Below are 16,570 nucleotides of genomic sequence, written 5' to 3'. Positions count from 1 at the left end.
ATGAAAATAGGAACCATTGAGATTGACCGGCCGGTTATTCTTGCGCCGATGGAGGATGTGACCGACCGGGCATTCCGCCAACTCTGCAAGCGTCACGGGGCTGATATAGTTTATACCGAGTTCATCAGTGCCGAAGCGCTGCGCAGGGGAGTTGAAAAGTCGCTCCGCAAGCTGAAAACAGATGAGGTTGAGAGACCCTTTGCCATCCAGATTTTTGGAAGCAGCATCGAGTCGATGGTTGATGCTGCGGTCATTGCTGAAGGGTATTGCCCGGACTATCTCGACATTAATTTTGGATGCCCGACCAAGAAGGTTGCCGGAAAGGGTGCAGGCGCGGCGCTGCTCAGGGAACCGGAGAAGATGACCGCCATTTCCGAAGCGGTTGTCAAGGCGGTTTCCATTCCGGTGACCGTCAAGACACGGATTGGTTGGGATCTTGAATCGATTAATATTTTGGATATTCTGCCACGCCTTGAGGATGTTGGTATTCAGGCTCTGGCGTTGCATGGTCGTACGAGGAGTGAGATGTTCAAGGGGAGGGCGAACCGGGAGTGGATTCGTCAAGTAAAGGAGCAGGCACGCATTCCGGTTATTGCCAATGGCGATATCTGGTCGGCTGAAGATGCTCTTGCCATGTTTGCCGAGACCGGTGCAGATGGAGTGATGATTGGTCGCGGTTCCATAGGCAACCCCTTTATCTTTGAGGCCGCAAAAGAGTTGCTGAAAACCGGCAAGCCGATGCCGCCGCCCGATTTTCGGGCAAGGATTGATGTTGCCATAGAGCATTTGAAGCTCTCCGTGCAGTTCAAAGGCGAAAAATATGGGGTTCTGGAAATGCGCCGCCACTATTCAACTTATCTGAAAGGGCTGCCGATGGTGTCGCGGGTACGCAACAAACTGGTACGCGAAGATGGGTGGGAGCAGGTTATCGATATTCTTCTTGCCTACAAGCAGGAGTGCGAAGGATATGTGATGGAGGGAAAGATTCTTGAGGGCACAGAGTACCTCAATGACCATTCCGATAAACTTTTACTGAATTATCAAGCCAATAATATATAATAAAATATGAGTAGTCAGGATTCTCGCTGCCGAGTGGCGGTACTTGGTGCAACCGGTCTGGTCGGTCGCACGATGATCAAGGTTCTTGAAGAGAGAAATTTTCCTGTAACCGAGCTTGTTCCGCTCGCTTCATCAAGAAGTGTCGGTCAGGTGGTGACCTTCAGGGGCAAAGAGTTCATTATTCGCGAGCCCTCTGCCGAAGCATTCGAGGGAGTTGATATCGCCCTTTTTTCCGCAGGCGCAACAGCGAGTAAAGAGTGGGCAGTCGTTGCGGCCGCTGAAGGAGCGGTTGTCATCGACAATTCATCGGCATTCCGCATGGAGCCCGATGTGCCTCTGGTTGTGCCTGAGGTCAATCCCGAAGCCATTTTCAGGGCAGACGGCACCCCGGAACGGATCATTGCCAATCCCAACTGTTCAACCATCCAGATGGTCGTAGTGCTCAAGCCGCTGCATGACCGCTTCGGTGTCAAACGGGTAGTGGTTTCGACCTACCAGTCAGTCACCGGAAAAGGAAAGATCGGACGCGACGCCCTTGAAAGCGAGTTGGCGGGAGAGAGCCAGGAGCAGTTCACCCATTTTCACCAGATCGCCTTCAACGCCGTGCCGCAGATCGATGCCTTCACCGATAACGGCTACACCAAGGAGGAGATGAAGATGGTCAACGAGACCCGCAAAATCATGGGCGACAAGAGCATGAGCATCTCTCCCACCACTGTGCGCATTCCGGTCTACGGCGGCCACGGCGAATCGCTCAACATCGAGCTTGAGCATGAATTTGATATCGACGACGTGCGTGAACTCCTTCGCACCTCACCCGGCATTATCCTGCAGGACGACCCTTCAGCACGCATCTACCCCATGCCGCTCACCTCATACGAGCGCGACGATGTTTTTGTTGGCAGAATCCGCCGTGACTACTGGCATCCCCAGACTCTCAATATGTGGATTGTCGCCGACAACCTCCGCAAAGGTGCCGCCACCAATGCCGTGCAGATTGCAGAAGTGATTGTCAATCAGAAAAAAGCGTAGATTCTTGTTGCTCGTCTAAAGCCATCAGTGCTTTGCTGATGGCTGAGGTTATTGTCAATCAAAAGAACGCCTGGCGAAAGTAACGGATTGATCGTTGCCAGCTCTTTTTTCTCTGCAAGTAATTTCTTTCCTGGATTGAAAGAGTGTGATGCATGATCTTATGTACTATTCTAAAATTACCGACAGGAGTCGTTATGCAAGCCGTTACAGTGTCACCTACATTTCAGGTTGTTATTCCCCGGCACTTGAGAGAATCCATGCACCTTCGTCCGGGTCAGAAATTACAGGTTGTTGCATATCAAGGGAGAATAGAGCTTATCCCGGATCGTGAAATCTCTGATCTTCGTGGCTTTGTTAGAGGTATCAATACTGATTTTGAGAGAGAAGAAGGGAGAGCATGATCATTGTGGATTCTTCGTGTTGGTTGCAAATCCTCGTCGAAGATCTCAGAAAAGCGCGTCAAGCGTAAGGTTGTCGGGATGCAGCTCCTGCGACCAGGCGTTATCGGTGATGCCGTAGGTTGTGACCATGGTGAGAAAGATGTTTTTTCTTGTTCCTGTTACCTCACGAAAAACAGTTATTTTCTGACGGAGTTTTTTTGCGTATGCGTCGTCGATGGTAAATTCTGACTGTGAAAATTTCATCTCACAAAGATTGATGGAGGCATCACGCCGGTCAAGGAGCAGATCAATCAGCACGCCAGGTAATGATGACTCTCCGGTTGGCTGGTAACGCCACGGGCCTTCGCTGGTTTCGACCATGGCAATGCCCAGGGCCGCCTTTAATGCCCGGACATGCTTGAGGCAAACGGTTTCAAAGGCAAAACCAGCCCACGCGTTTCGTGCCGGATCACTTTGACGCGACAGCCAGTATCCCGCATCGACCTTTTTTTTGCCAAGAGGCTTGATCCATGAAAAGTAAAAGAGGGTGAACTCGTCAGCCAGCCAGTAGAGTGAATCCTGCCCTTTTTTGCCAAAAGGAATCCGCGACTCGATAAATCCGGACTCTTCCAGCTCTTCAAGAATATGGGTAAGTCGTCCACCAGTCGTAATTTTTGCAAAGGTGAGTATCTCATTACGGGTTAAACCTGAACGTTTTTTGCTCAGCAAAGCTACAATCGTCATGTGCAGTTCACTCTCATCAAAAAGCGAGGCATAAAGCTTCTCATATTCATGACGCAGAAGACCTGTCGGTGAAAAACAGACCCGATCAATAATTTGTGCAGCCGACAATCCCGGCTCTGCCTGCATCAGGTAAAAGGGCACCCCACCCATTGCCATAGAGAGTTCAACAATTTGATAACGGGTGAGCTTGATTCCCCTTTTGAGCAGAAACTCCTCTGTTTCCGGAAGTGTAAAGGGAAGAAGGCGGATTTGACGGGTAAGCCGGTTATGAAGCCCACCCTTTGCGCGTACAATATGCTGCAACATCCATGATGCCGCAGAACCGCAAACAATAAGAATCAAATTCCTCTGGCGGGAGCCAAAACTGTTCCAGAAATGCTCCAGGGCCGACAGAAATTTTGAGCGGGGAGTGTTGAGCCAGGGCAATTCATCCAGAAAAAGAACCTGTTTCTTGCCATTTTTTCGCTGAAAAGAAGATTCCAGAAAGCGCTCCAACTGGCTGAACGCTTCTGACCAGGATGAGGGTCTCTTGAGTTCAACAGTTATACCGGTGGCTTTGGCCAGAGATTGGGCGAAATTTGTCAACTGCTCCTCCAGCGATGCCTTGTGCATACCGGTGAGTTCAAAGCAGATCATCTCGCCAAAAAATTCCCTGACCAGCCAGGTTTTTCCGACTCTTCTGCGGCCATAAATCACCATAAACTCAGGCTCCGGAGAGAGCAATACCCGCTCCAGAATCAGTAATTCATCCTTGCGGCCAGAGATGTTTTTTTTGCTCATAACAAGAGTTTCTTGCCCTGGATTTAGTTATCTATCTGGCCAAAGATAGTGAAATGGGCTTGATTTGGCCAAATATAAAAATTTATATCCGGCCAAATGTCGTGAAATTTGGCCACTTTGGCCAGATATAGCGTTCTCTATCTGGCCAAAGTGGCAATCTTTTTCACCGGAACCTGAATCCTGGCAGGCACTGCTGTCCAGAATTTCCGGGATGCTCAGTCAGAAAAAAGTGTAAACCGCTTTTGTTCATCGAGAGCCATCAGTGCGGTGCTGATGGCCTTTACCGCAATTGCTGAGGAGGTGGAAAATTTTTTCAGGTTACTGATGGGGATTGATGGCGGGATGCTGAGTGGTTTCAGTTTCATCGACGTCTCTTTCTGGATTAGCCTCATCATGGTTTTGTCGGCCAGTGAGCCAAAAAGCTGCACTTCGGTTTCCCGGCAGATCGGGTTTTCAACAAGCGCTTTGATGGTGAAGTATTCGCTCTCTTTGCGGTTTTTTACCTGATGACATGAGAATGTTTCTATCCGGCCCTCCCCTGATACTCTGAAGAGGAGATAGTTGTTTTCAATTTCAAGGATTACCTGTCTCTCTCCGGCGAATTTCGAGAGGTGGAGCAGAGGGGGCTGCGGAGTGCCGCTGAAGAGGATACGGCGCGTGGTTGCGAAGTGTTCTGTGGCTCTTCTGCAAGGCTCGGCAGGATAGAAGAGCAATATTTTTTTTTTATGGAGCCCGTTCTGGCTGACGCCATAATCGGTAGAGTCGCAATGGTACTCTTCGGGCTGGTTCAGAAAGTAACCGGCTTCAATTTTGCAGTACTCTTTGCACTTTTCGGTGTCTGCATGGGCGGGAAAAGAGGCTGGAAGGGGGAGGTAATTTTTCGGCCCGAAACAAAGTGCCAGCTCTTCATCAGGCCACACGTTGAGGTGGCTGTCGAGCTTTTTCAGCAGTCGCTTTCCATTGCCTGAGGCAAGGTCATCAAGGCCGAATGGCAGTGTTTTGCAGCCGCTCAGGCTGTAGCTGCCGCCACCGGCTGTTTTCAGCCGTACAATGGCGCACTCCCTGGCGTCGATGGCGCAGGCGATCAGGCTCTTGCTCATTAGTCGAGTATGAAATATTTTTTGAGGGATTCAAGCTTTTTTTTGCCGATACCCTTGACTTCAAGAAATTCCTGGAATTGCTGCACTTTTCCCCCTTTTGTTTTTCTGAATGCAATCAGTCTTTCGGCCATGACGGGTCCGATTCCGGGAATTTTCTGTAACTCCCGGCTGCTGGCTTTATTGAAAGCGATGGTGCCGTTAAAGACTTTTTTGCCTGAAGAGCGGTGCCCTTCGGTTCTCTGTTCAGGTGAAGCATCATCATGCTCTGACTCACTTTCCTGCAAAACATCCTCTTTGACGGTTGCCTGCTGCACATTGGCAAGGGCGATGAGGCTGTCTACCTCCTTTTCATCATATCGGGCAGTTTCAGCTTTTTTGACCAGAAGATCAACCTCTTCTGCCGAACGGATTCCCTTCAGGATGCCTCCAAGCAGCAGAAAGCCCAGAAGAATGGAGACCAAAGAGATCTCCGCCTTGGTGAGGCTGAGTTTCAGCGCCAGTTTTTCGAGTGGGTTCATATGAAGATACGTTTTACCCTGGCAGAAACCGAACAGAGCATTTCGTAGCTGATGGTACCTGCAAGCCCGGCAAGGCTGTCGGCCCCGATGCCCTCCCAGCCAAAGAGCGTGGCGGTGTCTCCAGTTTTGACATCGTGCCGGGTGCCGAGGTCAACCATGATCTGATCCATGGTGACGATGCCGACCTGCGGGTAGGTGTTCCCGTTGATCATGACGGTGGCGCGACCTGACAGGGCTCTTGTATAACCATCGGCGTAGCCTGCGGCTATGGTTGCGATGGAGCGAGGCTCATTGGCAGTCCAGGTTCGATTATAACTGATGGTGGTTCCGGCAGGGACCTTTTTGACAAAAATCACCTTAGCCTCGAACTGCATGACCGGTCTGACATCGAGACGGCAAGGGCTGTTTTTGGTCGGATGGTAACCATAAAGCAGGATGCCGGGTCGCACCATGTCGAGCCAGGATTCTGGCGCAGAGAGGATTGCACCGCTGTTGGCCGCATGTTTGCAGACGGTTTTGCTTGAGGCATGTTCGTATTCCGCCGTGAGTGTTTTAAAGGCGTCAAGCTGTTTGGTTGTGCCTTCGGCTGTAGAGCTGTCGGCAAAATGGGTGTAGATCCCTTTCAGCTCAAGGTGCGGCGAGTGGTCAATTTGCCGGAGGAGTTCCATGGCAACTGCCGGAGGAGTGCCGAGTCGGCCCATACCGGTATCCACTTTGAGCTGTACGGCAATGGTTTTGTTCTCTGCAGCCGCAATCTCTTCTGCACTCTGAAGTGTCAGGCTGTCGCAGAGAGTCATTTCGATGTCATGGTGCAAAAAAAAGGGAATATGGGAGGGAAGCGGAGAGGAGAAGGCGAGAATGTTTGCCGGCTTTTTCAGTGCACCGCCGGTTTTCAGTTCAATGGCTTCATGGATGTTCGCAACACCGAAATCCCTGACTCCCGATTTTTCAAGTGTTTCGGCAACCCGGTGCACGTTATGGCCGTAGGCATTTGCCTTGACGATGCCCATAATACGTGCACTTCCACCCACTCTCTTGCGGATAAGGCTTGTGTTCCAGGCAAGGTTGTCAAGGGAGACAAGCGCTTCTGTCATGTTTTCAGCAAGGGCAATCCCTGCTGAAAAATTCGATTGTATTGCATCCATAATGCGCTTCTTGTTTTGCTGTTGCCGTATTGTCATAAAACTCCGTTCCTGCTCATTCCGTCTCCTCTGCTTGCGGAACTTCCTGTAAAAAAACATATTTTGTCTATGATTTTCAAACCTGAATGGCGCTTATTGTCTCTCTATTTTCAGGATTCAACGTTATCAGGCTGCGTTGTTCATTTTAATTCATTTCTCAGCTACTACCATGTCGAACCACGATATATTCGGGCTTGCCACAGAAACACCGATGGTTTCTGTAAAGCAGATGGCCCGCCAGATCAGCCCGAAGGTCATGGCTAAACTTGAGTACATGAATCCGGCCTGCTCGCACTATTACCGGGTGGCTTCGGCCATTGTCAGGGATGCTGAAGAGCGCAAGCTGATCCATCCGGGCATGACTCTTGTGGACTGGACTTTTGGTAACAGTGGTATTGCCCTTGCCATGGCTGGAGTGAGTCGCGGTTACAAACTGCTGCTGGCAGCTCCTGATAAAATATCGCAGGAGAAGCAGCATATGCTTCGTGCTCTTGGTGCAGAACTGGTCATTACCCCTTCGGATGCTTTGCCCGGAGAAGAGCGCAGTTGCATGAATGTGGCTGAAAGCCTGGAAAGAAGTATCAGCAACTCTTTTTTCACCGGAATGTACAAGAACCCTCTCAGTCTGAAGGTGCACAGAGAAGCTACCGGCAGCGAGATTTATCGCCAGACAGAGGGGCGGGTTACCCATGTTTTTGTGCCAATGGTTTCGGGCGCCATGGTTTTTGGTATCGGTGCGTTTCTGAAAGCAAAGAACCCGAAAATTCAGATTATCGGTGTTGAATCGCAGGGTTCAATTTATGCCTCTCTCTTCAGGGATGGTATGCCCGGAGATCCGGCTCTCTCCGAACTTGAGGAACTTGGCTCCCGGCAGCCATCGGCTTTCTGGGATCCATCGGTTCTTGATGATGTGGTACAGGTGAGCGATTATGATGCTTTCAACTGTGCCAGGGAGCTCTTGCGGATGGAGGCTGTTTTCGGTGGAGGTGCATCGGGTGCAGCGATGGCTGCCGCGCTTCGGGCTGGAGCATCATATGGCCCGGACGACTGTGTGGTTGCGGTGATGAATGATTTTGGCGGCTATTATCTGAGCAAGATGTATCGTGATGAGTGGATGCGTAAGCACGGCTTTTATCGTAAGGTAAAATCGGCTCTTGAGCAGATTACGGCTGAAGATATCCTGCACTTGAAGGTACGCAGGGATCTGATTTTTGCCTATCCGGAAAATACGCTTGCCGAAGTCTTTGAGATGATGAAGCAGAGCGATGTCTCCCAGCTTCCGATCGTATCCTATAACGCTCCGATTGGCAGTATCAGTGAAAACAAGATCCTCTCCATTCTTATAGAAAACGATGATGCCATGAATGCAAAGGTTGTCGGTTTTATGGAGAGGCCTTTTCCGGTATGTCGGCTTGATGCAACGATTTCGGAATTATCCGATAAACTGCAGCAAAGTGCATCCGGAGTGCTGATAAGTTTGTCTGATGGACGCTTGCAATTGCTTACAAAATCAGATCTTATTGATGCATTGACCCATAAGTGAGCGCTGTTGCATTATCTGGTTGTTTTTTTGAAGGGATTTCCTTAATTAAGCACTCCTGAACATTCCTCTTTTTTTTCAGGTGCGATGCACTATATTGCGCCATGAAGCCGGAAACAATTTCGGGGAGGAGAGAAGCGAAAATCCAGACGGCTCTGAGCCGGGTTAACAACCAGCAATATGCTATGAAGGTAGAGTCCAAAAAAAGGCAGTTCATTTTGGAGGGTAAGATCAAGGCTTGCTTCTGTGAAGGATGCGGTCAGATTACAGAGAAGGTCTTTGTCGGCGAATGGATGCCGAGTGACAAGCCGAAAGATGATGATTTGCTGACGGCTGTTGCTGTCAAAAAGCCCAAAGGGGGCAAGAATGGAACGGGAGAGCTGCCGCCTGCAGCCGAAAACCAGTACTGGATTCGCTGTTCCGACTGTAATCAGGTCTATTTGCTCAAGGAGTGGCAGATACAGATTGATCGGGAGGTCAGTCCGGGTGAGCTGAAGGTCGAAGAGTGCCAGGTCTACTCCCCGCATGGTATCTACGCCAAGGGAGATGCGCTCTACCATCAGGCCCTTGGAGAGGTTGGGGTGGTCAGAGAAAAACAGGCGACAGGAAGCGGTGCCTTTGTCATTATTGTTGAATTTTGCAAAAGTGGCAAAAAACAGCTCCTTGAAAATGTGCAGATGAACCCTGCGAATGGAAAAAATTCAGAAAGTGTTACAGATCTCATTAAACTAAAGCTTAGACGTTGATCTTTTAAAAGGGGGTGAATTTACATTGGTTAGTGTGCAGATAAATGATAATGAATCGATCGATAAAATGCTGAAACGCTTCAAGAAGAAGTACGAGCGTGCAGGTGTTTTAAAGGAGTTTCGTGCAAACGCATACTTTGTTAAACCTTCGGTGGATGGTCGTTTGAAGCGTTCGAGAAGCAGGCGCAGGGCGCAGAGGGCAAATGAAGAACGCAATTCATGATCATTCCGGTCGAAACAGTTATGCTCAGGCAGCTCCTTCACGGGAGTTGCTTTTTTTTTGTCAACACCAATCCAGCGACTCATGAGAGTGTTCAAAGGTGAAGTAACAGCATTACCGCCCGATAAATCGATCTCCCATCGTGCGGCGCTTATCGGTGCGTTGTCGGAAGGCACTACAGAGATTATGAATTTTTCCGGCGGATTTGATAATCAGTCAACCCTTGGTGTGCTGAAAGATGCCGGTATCACGCTTCGGCAGGAGCTGCTTGAAGGTGCTGATGGTCGCACTGTCCGGCAGGTCATAATCGAATCAAAAGGGTTATGGAGTTTTCAGCCACCCTCTGCTCCGCTGATGTGCAATAATTCAGGAAGTACCATGCGCATGTTTGCCGGCATTCTTGCTGCCCAGCCCTTTGCCAGCGAGTTGATTGGCGACAGTTCATTGATGAAGCGGCCCATGAAAAGGGTGGCCGACCCTTTGCGGCAGATGGGCGCCGATCTGCAGCTTTCGCCTTCCGGAACAGCGCCGATTTGCATCAAGGGAAGCAAAGAGCTGAAGCCGATCAACTACCGTTTACCGGTTCCTTCTGCGCAGGTGAAGTCACTGGTGGCTTTTGCCGCTCTTCATGCTGACGGAGAATCGAGGATTATTGAGTCCGTGCGTTCGCGTGACCATACCGAAGTGATGCTCGGTCTCGACAGTTTTGAGCAGGATGGCGAACGGGTTATTGTGGTGCCGGGCAGAAAAACAGTTGCGGCAAAACCCTTCTATATTCCTGCAGATCCTTCCGCCGCCTGCTTTATCGTTGCACTTGGTCTGCTTGCCCGAGGTTCGGAAATTATCATCAGGGATGTTTGTCTCAATCCGACACGTGCGGCGTTTCTCAATATTCTGACTGATGCCGGGGCTTGTTTGACGATTGAAAACCAGCGGGTGATCGGTGGCGAAACAATCGGGGACATTCTTGTCGAAAACCATGCGGCTCTTGAACCCCTTCTGATCACTGACCCGCAACTTGTTGCCTTTATCATTGATGAAATACCGATGCTTGCGGTTCTTTCTGCCTTTGCTTCAGGCCGGTTTGAGCTGCATAATGCTGCCGAGCTAAGAACGAAAGAGAGTGACCGGATCGATGCTCTTGTGGTCAATCTTCAGCGTCTTGGTTTTGATTGTGAGCAGTATCCAGACGGTTTCGTGGTCAAGGGGCGCAGGATAACCCCGTCAGGAACGGTGGTGATCGACAGTTTTGATGATCACAGGATTGCCATGAGCTTTGCCATTGCGGGCAAGGCTACAGGTTGCCCTATTGATCTCTCTGATATTGATGTGGTAGGTGTTTCGTTTCCGAACTTTTTTGACCTGCTTGACAGCCTTCAGGTTTGAGCAGGAAGAAGAGGAGTGAGGTCAGGAGCGCCTGACCTCCTCGATATGGGCAAGCAGCGCACGGTTAAATGCCTCAGGTTGCTCCATATTTGAGATATGCCCGGCACCGGCGAGAAGATGGAGCTTTGAGTGCGGAATAAGGGAGTGTATGCTTTCGGCTGTTTCCGGTGTGGTGAGCTTGTCCTCCTTTCCGTTCAGCACGAGAACCGGGCAGTGGATGGTGGCAAGGAGCGGGGTTGCATCGGAACGTAACAGAATGGCCTGCATGGCACTGTTTATGACCGTGGCGGACTGATCTCGTATCATTGCAGAAACCTCTGCAACAAGCTCTCTGTTCATGGCGCCGGTTTCGGGGGTAAAATAGTTCGGCACCATGCGCCTTTCTGCCTCTCCGGCCCCATCAGTTTCTACTGCCCTGATGAACTCTTTCCGCGCCGAACTGGCTGCGGGAGTATCGGCTTCAGCCCTGGTGTCGCACAGAACCAGCGATACGGTTTTGTCGGGGTAAAGTCGGAAAAACTCAAAAGCCTGATATCCACCCATCGACAGACCGACAACGGTTACACGCTTAACCCTCAGTGATGCAAGAAGTTTTGCCAGTTCATGGCTGTAATCGGTAAACGTCCAATCCAGCCTCTCCACGGAGCCTTCGATACCATAGGCGTTCGGCGCGATGACCGCATAACCGGCATTGCCAAGAGCATCAAGCTGGGGTTGCCACATGGCGGAAGAGAGCGGAAAGGCGTGCAACAACAGGATGGCATCTTTTTCAATGCTCTCCTCACTCAGGTTTACGCTGCGGAATGTGAGCATCAATCAGTTTTCCTTGCTTTTGGGATATCCTTTGATCTCACGGATAATGCTGTTGGCCTCATTGAGAATTTTTTTTGCTTCGTCACGGGCGGTATCGATGATCTCCTGAGAGCGAGTTTTCGCCTCGTTGCTGTAAACGCCATCTTGCTCACTGCTCTGGTAAAGATCGGAGGCCTTGTCGAACGCATGTTTGACTGTCCCCGAAATAATCTGCTGGGTCTCTCTTCCTTTATGCGGAGCGAAAAGCAATCCCATAATGGTACCGGCAGTTGCGCCAAGCACGGCGCCGAAGAAGAGTCCCTTGTAAAACTTGTCCTGCTGTTCCATAGTGCAATAGTGTTTTGGTTGCTGATTAATATAAAGATAAAGTACAGAATGCTCATTTCCTTTTTTGGATTTTTGCTTTCTGCGGAAGCAGGCTGTTTGCCGGAACCTTCTATCGAAAGAGGTCAATATCGTTTGCAAGAAGGCACATGATTGCTTCACGTGACTCGACGATGCGCTCGACCAGGTCAGGGCGGCAGAGCAGCCTGAACTTTTTGGTATAGCGCTCAAAAGCGAGAATAAAGTCAGACTGGAAAACCGATTCATGCAGATCGTCAAACCGGATATACTCGGATTCACACTGCAGTGCGTAGTGGATATGTTCCGATCGGGTAGGGTAGACCCGAAGCTCTCGCAGATCTGCGTAATCGAAAATATCTTTCTTTGAGGGTGGATCAATGAGTACCTCATGACCGTGGAGGCTGAGATGGTAGCGCTTGTTCAGGAACTGGCAGATTTCCAGCTCCCTGGCGCGGCGCATTCCGCTGTCACTGTTATAGACAAACCAGCGCTCATCCTCTCTTGCTGTTTCCGGTAGGTAGGGCTGCACCGTTATTGCCCTCTTGTAGACCCGCCGCATGAGAATGTCATCAAGCAGGGCAGAGAGAGGATGCTCCTTTTCCGGCAGCAACTGTTTCAGCTCATGGAGTACCCTGTCATCTGCATTACCGTAAAAAAGATCGCGCAAAGCATCCGGAGAGAGCATCCCTTCACTTGCAATATCCTGCAGAAGCCTGCGGAGCATCGCCGAGAGAGCCCTGCTCGTATGGTGCCAGTAAACATTGCGCATCATCATGTATTTTGCAAAGAGCAGACTCTCAAGAGGAGCAATACCTTTTTCAGTGATGGCAAAGCGCGCTCGTTGTGGATCAGGTACGAAGGACTCAATCAGCCGTTCGATATCAATGCTCCCGTAAGGAATGTTGCAGTGATGAGCGTCACGCATGAGGTAATCCATCTTGTCAGGGTCAAGCGTGCCGCTGATCAGCTTGCTGAAGCAGGTGCCGGAACTGCCTGTGATCAGCGCTATAACCGCTTCGGGCGATACCTTCCATTCTACCTGCAGAATTTCTGCGATTGTTGGAACTCCGGGGTTCTGCTCATAAATGAAGTGCCGGCAAAGCTCCTCATGATGTGAAAACACCGCCTTGCCTGCATAAAGGGGAATCTGCTCTTCGATGATATGGGCATGGGGAAAGTGGCCGATATCGTGCAAAAGAGAGGCCGAAAGCAGCACCCGGCAGTTGTGGTCGTCAAATCTGAAGTGCTCATCCTGAAGGCTGAGCGCAAGAGGGCTCGTCAACATACGCTGCAGAATCAGTTTCATCAGATGATAGACCCCAATGGAGTGCTCAAAGCGCGTATGTGTTGCTCCAGGGTAGACCTGCTGCGAAAAAGAGAGCTGCCGTATACCCTTCAGGCGAAGAAACGAGGGGTGTGACAATATTTTTTTCAGCGCTCCGCTGAGCGGAATATGACCCCAGATCGGGATGCGGATAAATCCGCCGTCGGACTGAAAAAGCAGGTGTTCGGCTATCATGGGGCTATGGCTGTTAGCAAATTGATGGGCGTTGCTTTAATACCGTTCGAGGGTGAATTTTTCTCCGAGGTACATTTTTCTGACCTCTGGATTGGAAGCGATCTCTTCAGGGGTGCCGTGCATGAAGATGCTTCCGTCAAAGAGGAGGTAGGCGTGATGAGTAATGGAGAGGGTTTCGTGGACGTTATGGTCGGTGATAAGTACACCGATGTCGCGTTTGGCAAGCCCTTCAACAATTTGCTGGATATCTTCAACAGCAATCGGGTCAACTCCGGCGAAGGGTTCGTCGAGCAGAATGAATTTGGGATTGAGCGCAAGGGCCCTTGCTATTTCCGTGCGTCGGCGTTCGCCACCGGAGAGCGCATAACCCATGCTTTTACGGATAGCCGTAATGTTCAGCTCCTCAAGCATGATGCTGGTTCTCTCCTTGCGTTCTGCTTTGGAGAGGGAGGTGAATTCAAGCACGCTCAAGATGTTTTGTTCGACCGTCATGTTTCGGAAGACCGATGCTTCCTGGGGGAGGTAGCCGATACCAAGACGTGCCCGTTTGTACATAGGCAGTTGGGTGATGTTTGCTGAATCGAGAAAGACATCACCACCATCAGGCCGAACCAGCCCCACAATCATGTAAAAGGTCGTGGTTTTTCCTGCACCGTTTGGTCCAAGAAGCCCAACTATTTCTCCCTGTTTTACCTCAATAGATGAGCTTTTGACAACTTCGCGTTTATTGTAGATCTTCTTTAGCTTGTTACAGCTCAGTGTTGCTTTCATGCCGATGCCCAAAAAAAATGGTCGATTGCGGGGTTTCCCTTTTTTATTGCAGGGATTGTTCTGCCGCAAAATAAAGTTATTTATCGCATTTTCTTCCTCAAACTCCCGGGTGAATAGCCAAATTGTTTTCCGAATGCACTGATAAAGTGGTTTACATGCGAGTAGCCAAGATTTTTCGCTATGATTTTCATAGGAACGCTGGTGCCTGAAAGGGTCGAGTGAGCTTCGTTAAGGCGTACTTCAGAGATGTAGCTGAAAAGTGACTTGCCATATATTTTCATGAACCCCTCTTTCAGCAGTCGGAGCGGGAGATCATACTGTTTCGCAAGTTCATTAAGGGCAGGTACCTTTCCTTCCAGTTGAAGAAGATCATTATGAATCTGCCGGATTTTTTTCTGTTGTTCCGATTCCGGCGACTGCCGTTCGGAAGCATAGCCCAGATATGCAATGATGGCACAAAGATATTCCAGTACTTTAGCCTGCGCATACAGTTTGGCAATATTTCCTGTCAGATGATCAGGTATGCTCGAATGGAGCAGCACGTTAATATGCAGAGGAATCTTTTTAATGGATAACGCCGGTATCGAAGTGACTTGCAGTCCTGAAAAAAGGGTCGAAACACACTCATTTCCAAGCAGTTCAATCAACACGGAATCGCCGATAAGAAGAGAGACGATTTCAAGATTTTCGCTGGTGTCGAGTTTCGTGGCGTGGTCACGAAATGCAATATGGTGAAATGCACAGTTGTTATGGTCGATGATACACTCATCTCCATTCCGGTTAACCGAAAGAATCACACGCCCTTTCCTTGCGGACTGCACACACAGCACCGGTTCGGTAAACTGCTCAACAGCCGTCAGGGCAGGGAAGAGCCTTCCTGCTACTTCATGCCGGAACTGAATATGGCTTTTGCGAACAACCATGTTCAACGGCAAATGCATTGCCTGAAACCATCCATAACCGATCTCTTTCGGAATCTTGTGCGGACTTTTTTCTACGTTTTGCCCTGAATGATCCAGTTCCATAAAAGAGTTTTCAGGACAACTGCACCAGTCGAATCTGCTTTTTGCTATAGTCGATTTCATGCCAGCCAATTTCAACTCATTGATTCAATACGACGATCTTATTCCAAATTGCAATCAAATTGATTTTAATATCCAATCCCAACCAGTTAAAGACCGAAGTCCGTCAGGATGTTCTTCCATTTTTTTCAGTCTTCTCGCTGCTTGTGCGATAACAGCTCCAAGTGTCTCAAATACCCGATTAGCAAATTCCTTCTCTCGCAATTCATCCCAAAGGTGCTCAACAGGATTTAATTCCGGTGAATACGGTGGAAGCTTTACAAGTACCATGTTCTTTGGAACCCTTAAATGCTCTGCACGATGAGAAGGCGCTCCATCCACAACCATCATGACAAACTCTTCAGGATGTTTATGAGAGACCTGCCTGAGAAATGCGCCCATACTCACTGTGTCCATTTTGCCGCCCAACATCCAATCAATCACACCATCTTGCGGAGATACTGCTGCGTATGCATAGACATACTCTCTTACAAGAGCTAACTTTACGATAGGACGAAGAGGCGCTGGAGCCCAGCATTTTCGAGGATCACTTATCCTTCCGAACCGAGCCTCATCCTGAAACATCAAGCGCAAAGGCAGATTTAGTACATTTTGCTTGGCGGCTTGTACCAGTGTCTCTGGGAGTTTTTTTTAAATTCTTCCTGTGCCTCGATATTTTGTTTTGGATGACACGTATCTGGTTCTACCTTACGCCAACCATGACGTGCCAACATTCTGTAAACTGTAGACAGTGCAACTGCTCTTCCCAGTCGTCGTTCCAGTGCTGCATGAATTGGTGGAACAATCAGGACGCCACCTTGTTCTGCATTCTCTACCCATTCAGCAAGAAATTGGGCCTCCTCATCTATACTAAGCGTTTGCCTCCTTCTTCCTCCCCAGCTACCCTTAGGAGTCGCATTTCCAGCAGCTTGATTGCTAATATCTCGATGGATGCGCACTACAGTGGGTACACTAATACCAAGAAGTTCTGCCGTTTCAGAGTAGGTGATATCACAAGTTTTAGGGATAAGAATACTCAAGCCAGCTCTCAGTTCTCGAGCGGTATGTGCTTCTTTTACAATCTTTTTAGCCAAGCATTCCATTTCGTCCGTGATTACTGCTGGTCGAGCCATATTCAGTATCCTCCTGTTTGTTGTCAAATTATGAGCAATAATTGGCACAAACAGAAAATACATTATGATTATCTTGATTGCAAAATGGAATTATCATGCAAAAAATCAGCTCAATCTAATAAAATTCAGGAAAAAGAGGGGCTTGTCAAGGAAATGGGAGGCGAGAAGAGAGGGGGCAGAAGGATAAACAGGGTTAAAGGGAATGAACCCGACGATACTCGCAGCATGAAAAGCGCGACCAG

At 49.4% G+C, this 16,570-nt stretch carries 18 protein-coding genes; 7 read left to right on the top strand and 11 right to left on the bottom strand.

Annotated elements, in window-relative coordinates; all coding sequences use genetic code 11:
* The 3 genes from dusB to AC56AD_RS12890 all read left to right on the top strand — a co-directional run bounded on the left by dusB (nt 1) and on the right by AC56AD_RS12890 (nt 2,492).
* On the top strand, nt 1–1,059 hold the full coding sequence (gene dusB / locus AC56AD_RS12900; RefSeq protein WP_012509195.1) for a tRNA dihydrouridine synthase DusB: 1,059 nt from the start codon (nt 1–3) through the stop codon (nt 1,057–1,059).
* A gap of 6 nt (nt 1,060–1,065) precedes the next feature.
* A complete protein-coding gene (locus AC56AD_RS12895) occupies nt 1,066–2,091 on the top strand; it encodes an aspartate-semialdehyde dehydrogenase (RefSeq protein ID WP_012509194.1) in 1,026 nt (341 codons plus the stop codon).
* A 194-nt stretch (nt 2,092–2,285) separates the two neighbouring features.
* Nucleotides 2,286–2,492, top strand: a complete 207-nt coding sequence (locus AC56AD_RS12890) for an AbrB/MazE/SpoVT family DNA-binding domain-containing protein (protein ID WP_012509193.1) — start codon at nt 2,286–2,288, stop codon at nt 2,490–2,492.
* Nucleotides 2,493–2,537: 45 nt separating this feature from the next.
* Here the strand turns inward: AC56AD_RS12890 and AC56AD_RS12885 are convergent, their stop codons facing one another.
* The 4 genes from AC56AD_RS12885 to alr form a co-directional block, all read right to left on the bottom strand.
* Complete coding sequence (locus tag AC56AD_RS12885; protein ID WP_012509192.1) at nt 2,538–3,995, bottom strand: AAA family ATPase; 1,458 nt, start codon at nt 3,993–3,995, stop codon at nt 2,538–2,540.
* A gap of 215 nt (nt 3,996–4,210) precedes the next feature.
* Nucleotides 4,211–5,095 (bottom strand): hypothetical protein, encoded by an 885-nt coding sequence (locus AC56AD_RS12880; RefSeq protein WP_012509191.1) that lies wholly within the window; start codon nt 5,093–5,095, stop codon nt 4,211–4,213.
* Complete coding sequence (locus tag AC56AD_RS12875) at nt 5,095–5,613, bottom strand: ComEA family DNA-binding protein (protein ID WP_012509190.1); 519 nt, start codon at nt 5,611–5,613, stop codon at nt 5,095–5,097. Before AC56AD_RS12875 ends, AC56AD_RS12880 begins: the two co-directional genes overlap by 1 nt.
* A complete protein-coding gene (gene alr, locus AC56AD_RS12870) occupies nt 5,610–6,758 on the bottom strand; it encodes an alanine racemase (RefSeq protein WP_223293927.1) in 1,149 nt (382 codons plus the stop codon). Before alr ends, AC56AD_RS12875 begins: the two co-directional genes overlap by 4 nt.
* Before the next feature lie 205 nt (nt 6,759–6,963).
* Here alr and AC56AD_RS12865 point away from each other — a divergent pair, with 205 nt between their 5' ends.
* The 4 genes from AC56AD_RS12865 to aroA all read left to right on the top strand — a co-directional run bounded on the left by AC56AD_RS12865 (nt 6,964) and on the right by aroA (nt 10,686).
* Entirely contained in the window at nt 6,964–8,337 is a 1,374-nt protein-coding gene (locus AC56AD_RS12865) for a pyridoxal-phosphate dependent enzyme (protein WP_012509188.1), read from the top strand.
* A gap of 182 nt (nt 8,338–8,519) precedes the next feature.
* Entirely contained in the window at nt 8,520–9,080 is a 561-nt protein-coding gene (locus AC56AD_RS12860) for a hypothetical protein (RefSeq protein ID WP_273279128.1), read from the top strand.
* Between the two features lie 25 nt (nt 9,081–9,105).
* Nucleotides 9,106–9,303 (top strand): 30S ribosomal protein S21, encoded by a 198-nt coding sequence (rpsU, locus tag AC56AD_RS12855; protein ID WP_012509186.1) that lies wholly within the window; start codon nt 9,106–9,108, stop codon nt 9,301–9,303.
* Between the two features lie 81 nt (nt 9,304–9,384).
* Nucleotides 9,385–10,686 carry a 3-phosphoshikimate 1-carboxyvinyltransferase gene (gene aroA, locus AC56AD_RS12850; protein WP_012509185.1) on the top strand — a complete coding sequence of 434 codons (1,302 nt, stop codon included), beginning with the start codon at nt 9,385–9,387 and terminating at the stop codon, nt 10,684–10,686.
* A gap of 21 nt (nt 10,687–10,707) precedes the next feature.
* Here the strand turns inward: aroA and AC56AD_RS12845 are convergent, their stop codons facing one another.
* The 7 genes from AC56AD_RS12845 to AC56AD_RS12815 form a co-directional block, all read right to left on the bottom strand.
* Nucleotides 10,708–11,499, bottom strand: a complete 792-nt coding sequence (locus tag AC56AD_RS12845) for an alpha/beta fold hydrolase (RefSeq protein WP_012509184.1) — start codon at nt 11,497–11,499, stop codon at nt 10,708–10,710.
* Between the two features lie 3 nt (nt 11,500–11,502).
* Complete coding sequence (locus AC56AD_RS12840; protein ID WP_012509183.1) at nt 11,503–11,826, bottom strand: YtxH domain-containing protein; 324 nt, start codon at nt 11,824–11,826, stop codon at nt 11,503–11,505.
* Nucleotides 11,827–11,935: 109 nt separating this feature from the next.
* Nucleotides 11,936–13,363 (bottom strand): HD domain-containing protein, encoded by a 1,428-nt coding sequence (locus AC56AD_RS12835; protein WP_012509182.1) that lies wholly within the window; start codon nt 13,361–13,363, stop codon nt 11,936–11,938.
* Between the two features lie 36 nt (nt 13,364–13,399).
* Nucleotides 13,400–14,134: an LPS export ABC transporter ATP-binding protein gene (gene lptB / locus AC56AD_RS12830; protein WP_012509181.1), complete on the bottom strand. Its 735-nt coding sequence runs from the start codon at nt 14,132–14,134 to the stop codon at nt 13,400–13,402.
* Nucleotides 14,135–14,214: 80 nt separating this feature from the next.
* Nucleotides 14,215–15,219 carry a helix-turn-helix transcriptional regulator gene (locus AC56AD_RS12825; RefSeq protein WP_083765338.1) on the bottom strand — a complete coding sequence of 335 codons (1,005 nt, stop codon included), beginning with the start codon at nt 15,217–15,219 and terminating at the stop codon, nt 14,215–14,217.
* 54 nt (nt 15,220–15,273) lie between these two features.
* Nucleotides 15,274–15,780 carry a transposase gene (locus tag AC56AD_RS12820; RefSeq protein WP_012509179.1) on the bottom strand — a complete coding sequence of 169 codons (507 nt, stop codon included), beginning with the start codon at nt 15,778–15,780 and terminating at the stop codon, nt 15,274–15,276.
* A gap of 17 nt (nt 15,781–15,797) precedes the next feature.
* Complete coding sequence (locus tag AC56AD_RS12815) at nt 15,798–16,328, bottom strand: winged helix-turn-helix domain-containing protein (protein ID WP_012507847.1); 531 nt, start codon at nt 16,326–16,328, stop codon at nt 15,798–15,800.
* Between the last annotated feature and the right edge of the window lie 242 nt (nt 16,329–16,570).

The organism is Pelodictyon clathratiforme (assembly GCF_982375515.1).
Note: the sequence above shows the minus strand (reverse complement) of the source record. Positions and strands in the feature narration are given on the sequence as shown.

What these genes read in the sequence shown, in the direction of transcription:
- AC56AD_RS12895 (WP_012509194.1), top strand. Translation starts at nt 1,066, where the DNA reads ATGAGTAGTCAGGATTCTCGCTGCCGAGTGGCGGTACTTGGTGCAACC.
- dusB (WP_012509195.1), top strand. Translation starts at nt 1, where the DNA reads ATGAAAATAGGAACCATTGAGATTGACCGGCCGGTTATTCTTGCGCCG.
- AC56AD_RS12825 (WP_083765338.1), bottom strand. Translation starts at nt 15,219, where the DNA reads ATGAAATCGACTATAGCAAAAAGCAGATTCGACTGGTGCAGTTGTCCT.
- AC56AD_RS12875 (WP_012509190.1), bottom strand. Translation starts at nt 5,613, where the DNA reads ATGAACCCACTCGAAAAACTGGCGCTGAAACTCAGCCTCACCAAGGCG.
- alr (WP_223293927.1), bottom strand. Translation starts at nt 6,758, where the DNA reads ATGGATGCAATACAATCGAATTTTTCAGCAGGGATTGCCCTTGCTGAA.
- AC56AD_RS12885 (WP_012509192.1), bottom strand. Translation starts at nt 3,995, where the DNA reads ATGAGCAAAAAAAACATCTCTGGCCGCAAGGATGAATTACTGATTCTG.
- AC56AD_RS12845 (WP_012509184.1), bottom strand. Translation starts at nt 11,499, where the DNA reads ATGCTCACATTCCGCAGCGTAAACCTGAGTGAGGAGAGCATTGAAAAA.
- AC56AD_RS12890 (WP_012509193.1), top strand. Translation starts at nt 2,286, where the DNA reads ATGCAAGCCGTTACAGTGTCACCTACATTTCAGGTTGTTATTCCCCGG.
- AC56AD_RS12880 (WP_012509191.1), bottom strand. Translation starts at nt 5,095, where the DNA reads ATGAGCAAGAGCCTGATCGCCTGCGCCATCGACGCCAGGGAGTGCGCC.
- AC56AD_RS12840 (WP_012509183.1), bottom strand. Translation starts at nt 11,826, where the DNA reads ATGGAACAGCAGGACAAGTTTTACAAGGGACTCTTCTTCGGCGCCGTG.
- AC56AD_RS12820 (WP_012509179.1), bottom strand. Translation starts at nt 15,780, where the DNA reads ATGTTTCAGGATGAGGCTCGGTTCGGAAGGATAAGTGATCCTCGAAAA.
- AC56AD_RS12860 (WP_273279128.1), top strand. Translation starts at nt 8,520, where the DNA reads ATGAAGGTAGAGTCCAAAAAAAGGCAGTTCATTTTGGAGGGTAAGATC.
- AC56AD_RS12865 (WP_012509188.1), top strand. Translation starts at nt 6,964, where the DNA reads ATGTCGAACCACGATATATTCGGGCTTGCCACAGAAACACCGATGGTT.
- aroA (WP_012509185.1), top strand. Translation starts at nt 9,385, where the DNA reads ATGAGAGTGTTCAAAGGTGAAGTAACAGCATTACCGCCCGATAAATCG.
- AC56AD_RS12835 (WP_012509182.1), bottom strand. Translation starts at nt 13,363, where the DNA reads ATGATAGCCGAACACCTGCTTTTTCAGTCCGACGGCGGATTTATCCGC.
- lptB (WP_012509181.1), bottom strand. Translation starts at nt 14,134, where the DNA reads ATGAAAGCAACACTGAGCTGTAACAAGCTAAAGAAGATCTACAATAAA.
- AC56AD_RS12815 (WP_012507847.1), bottom strand. Translation starts at nt 16,328, where the DNA reads ATGGCTCGACCAGCAGTAATCACGGACGAAATGGAATGCTTGGCTAAA.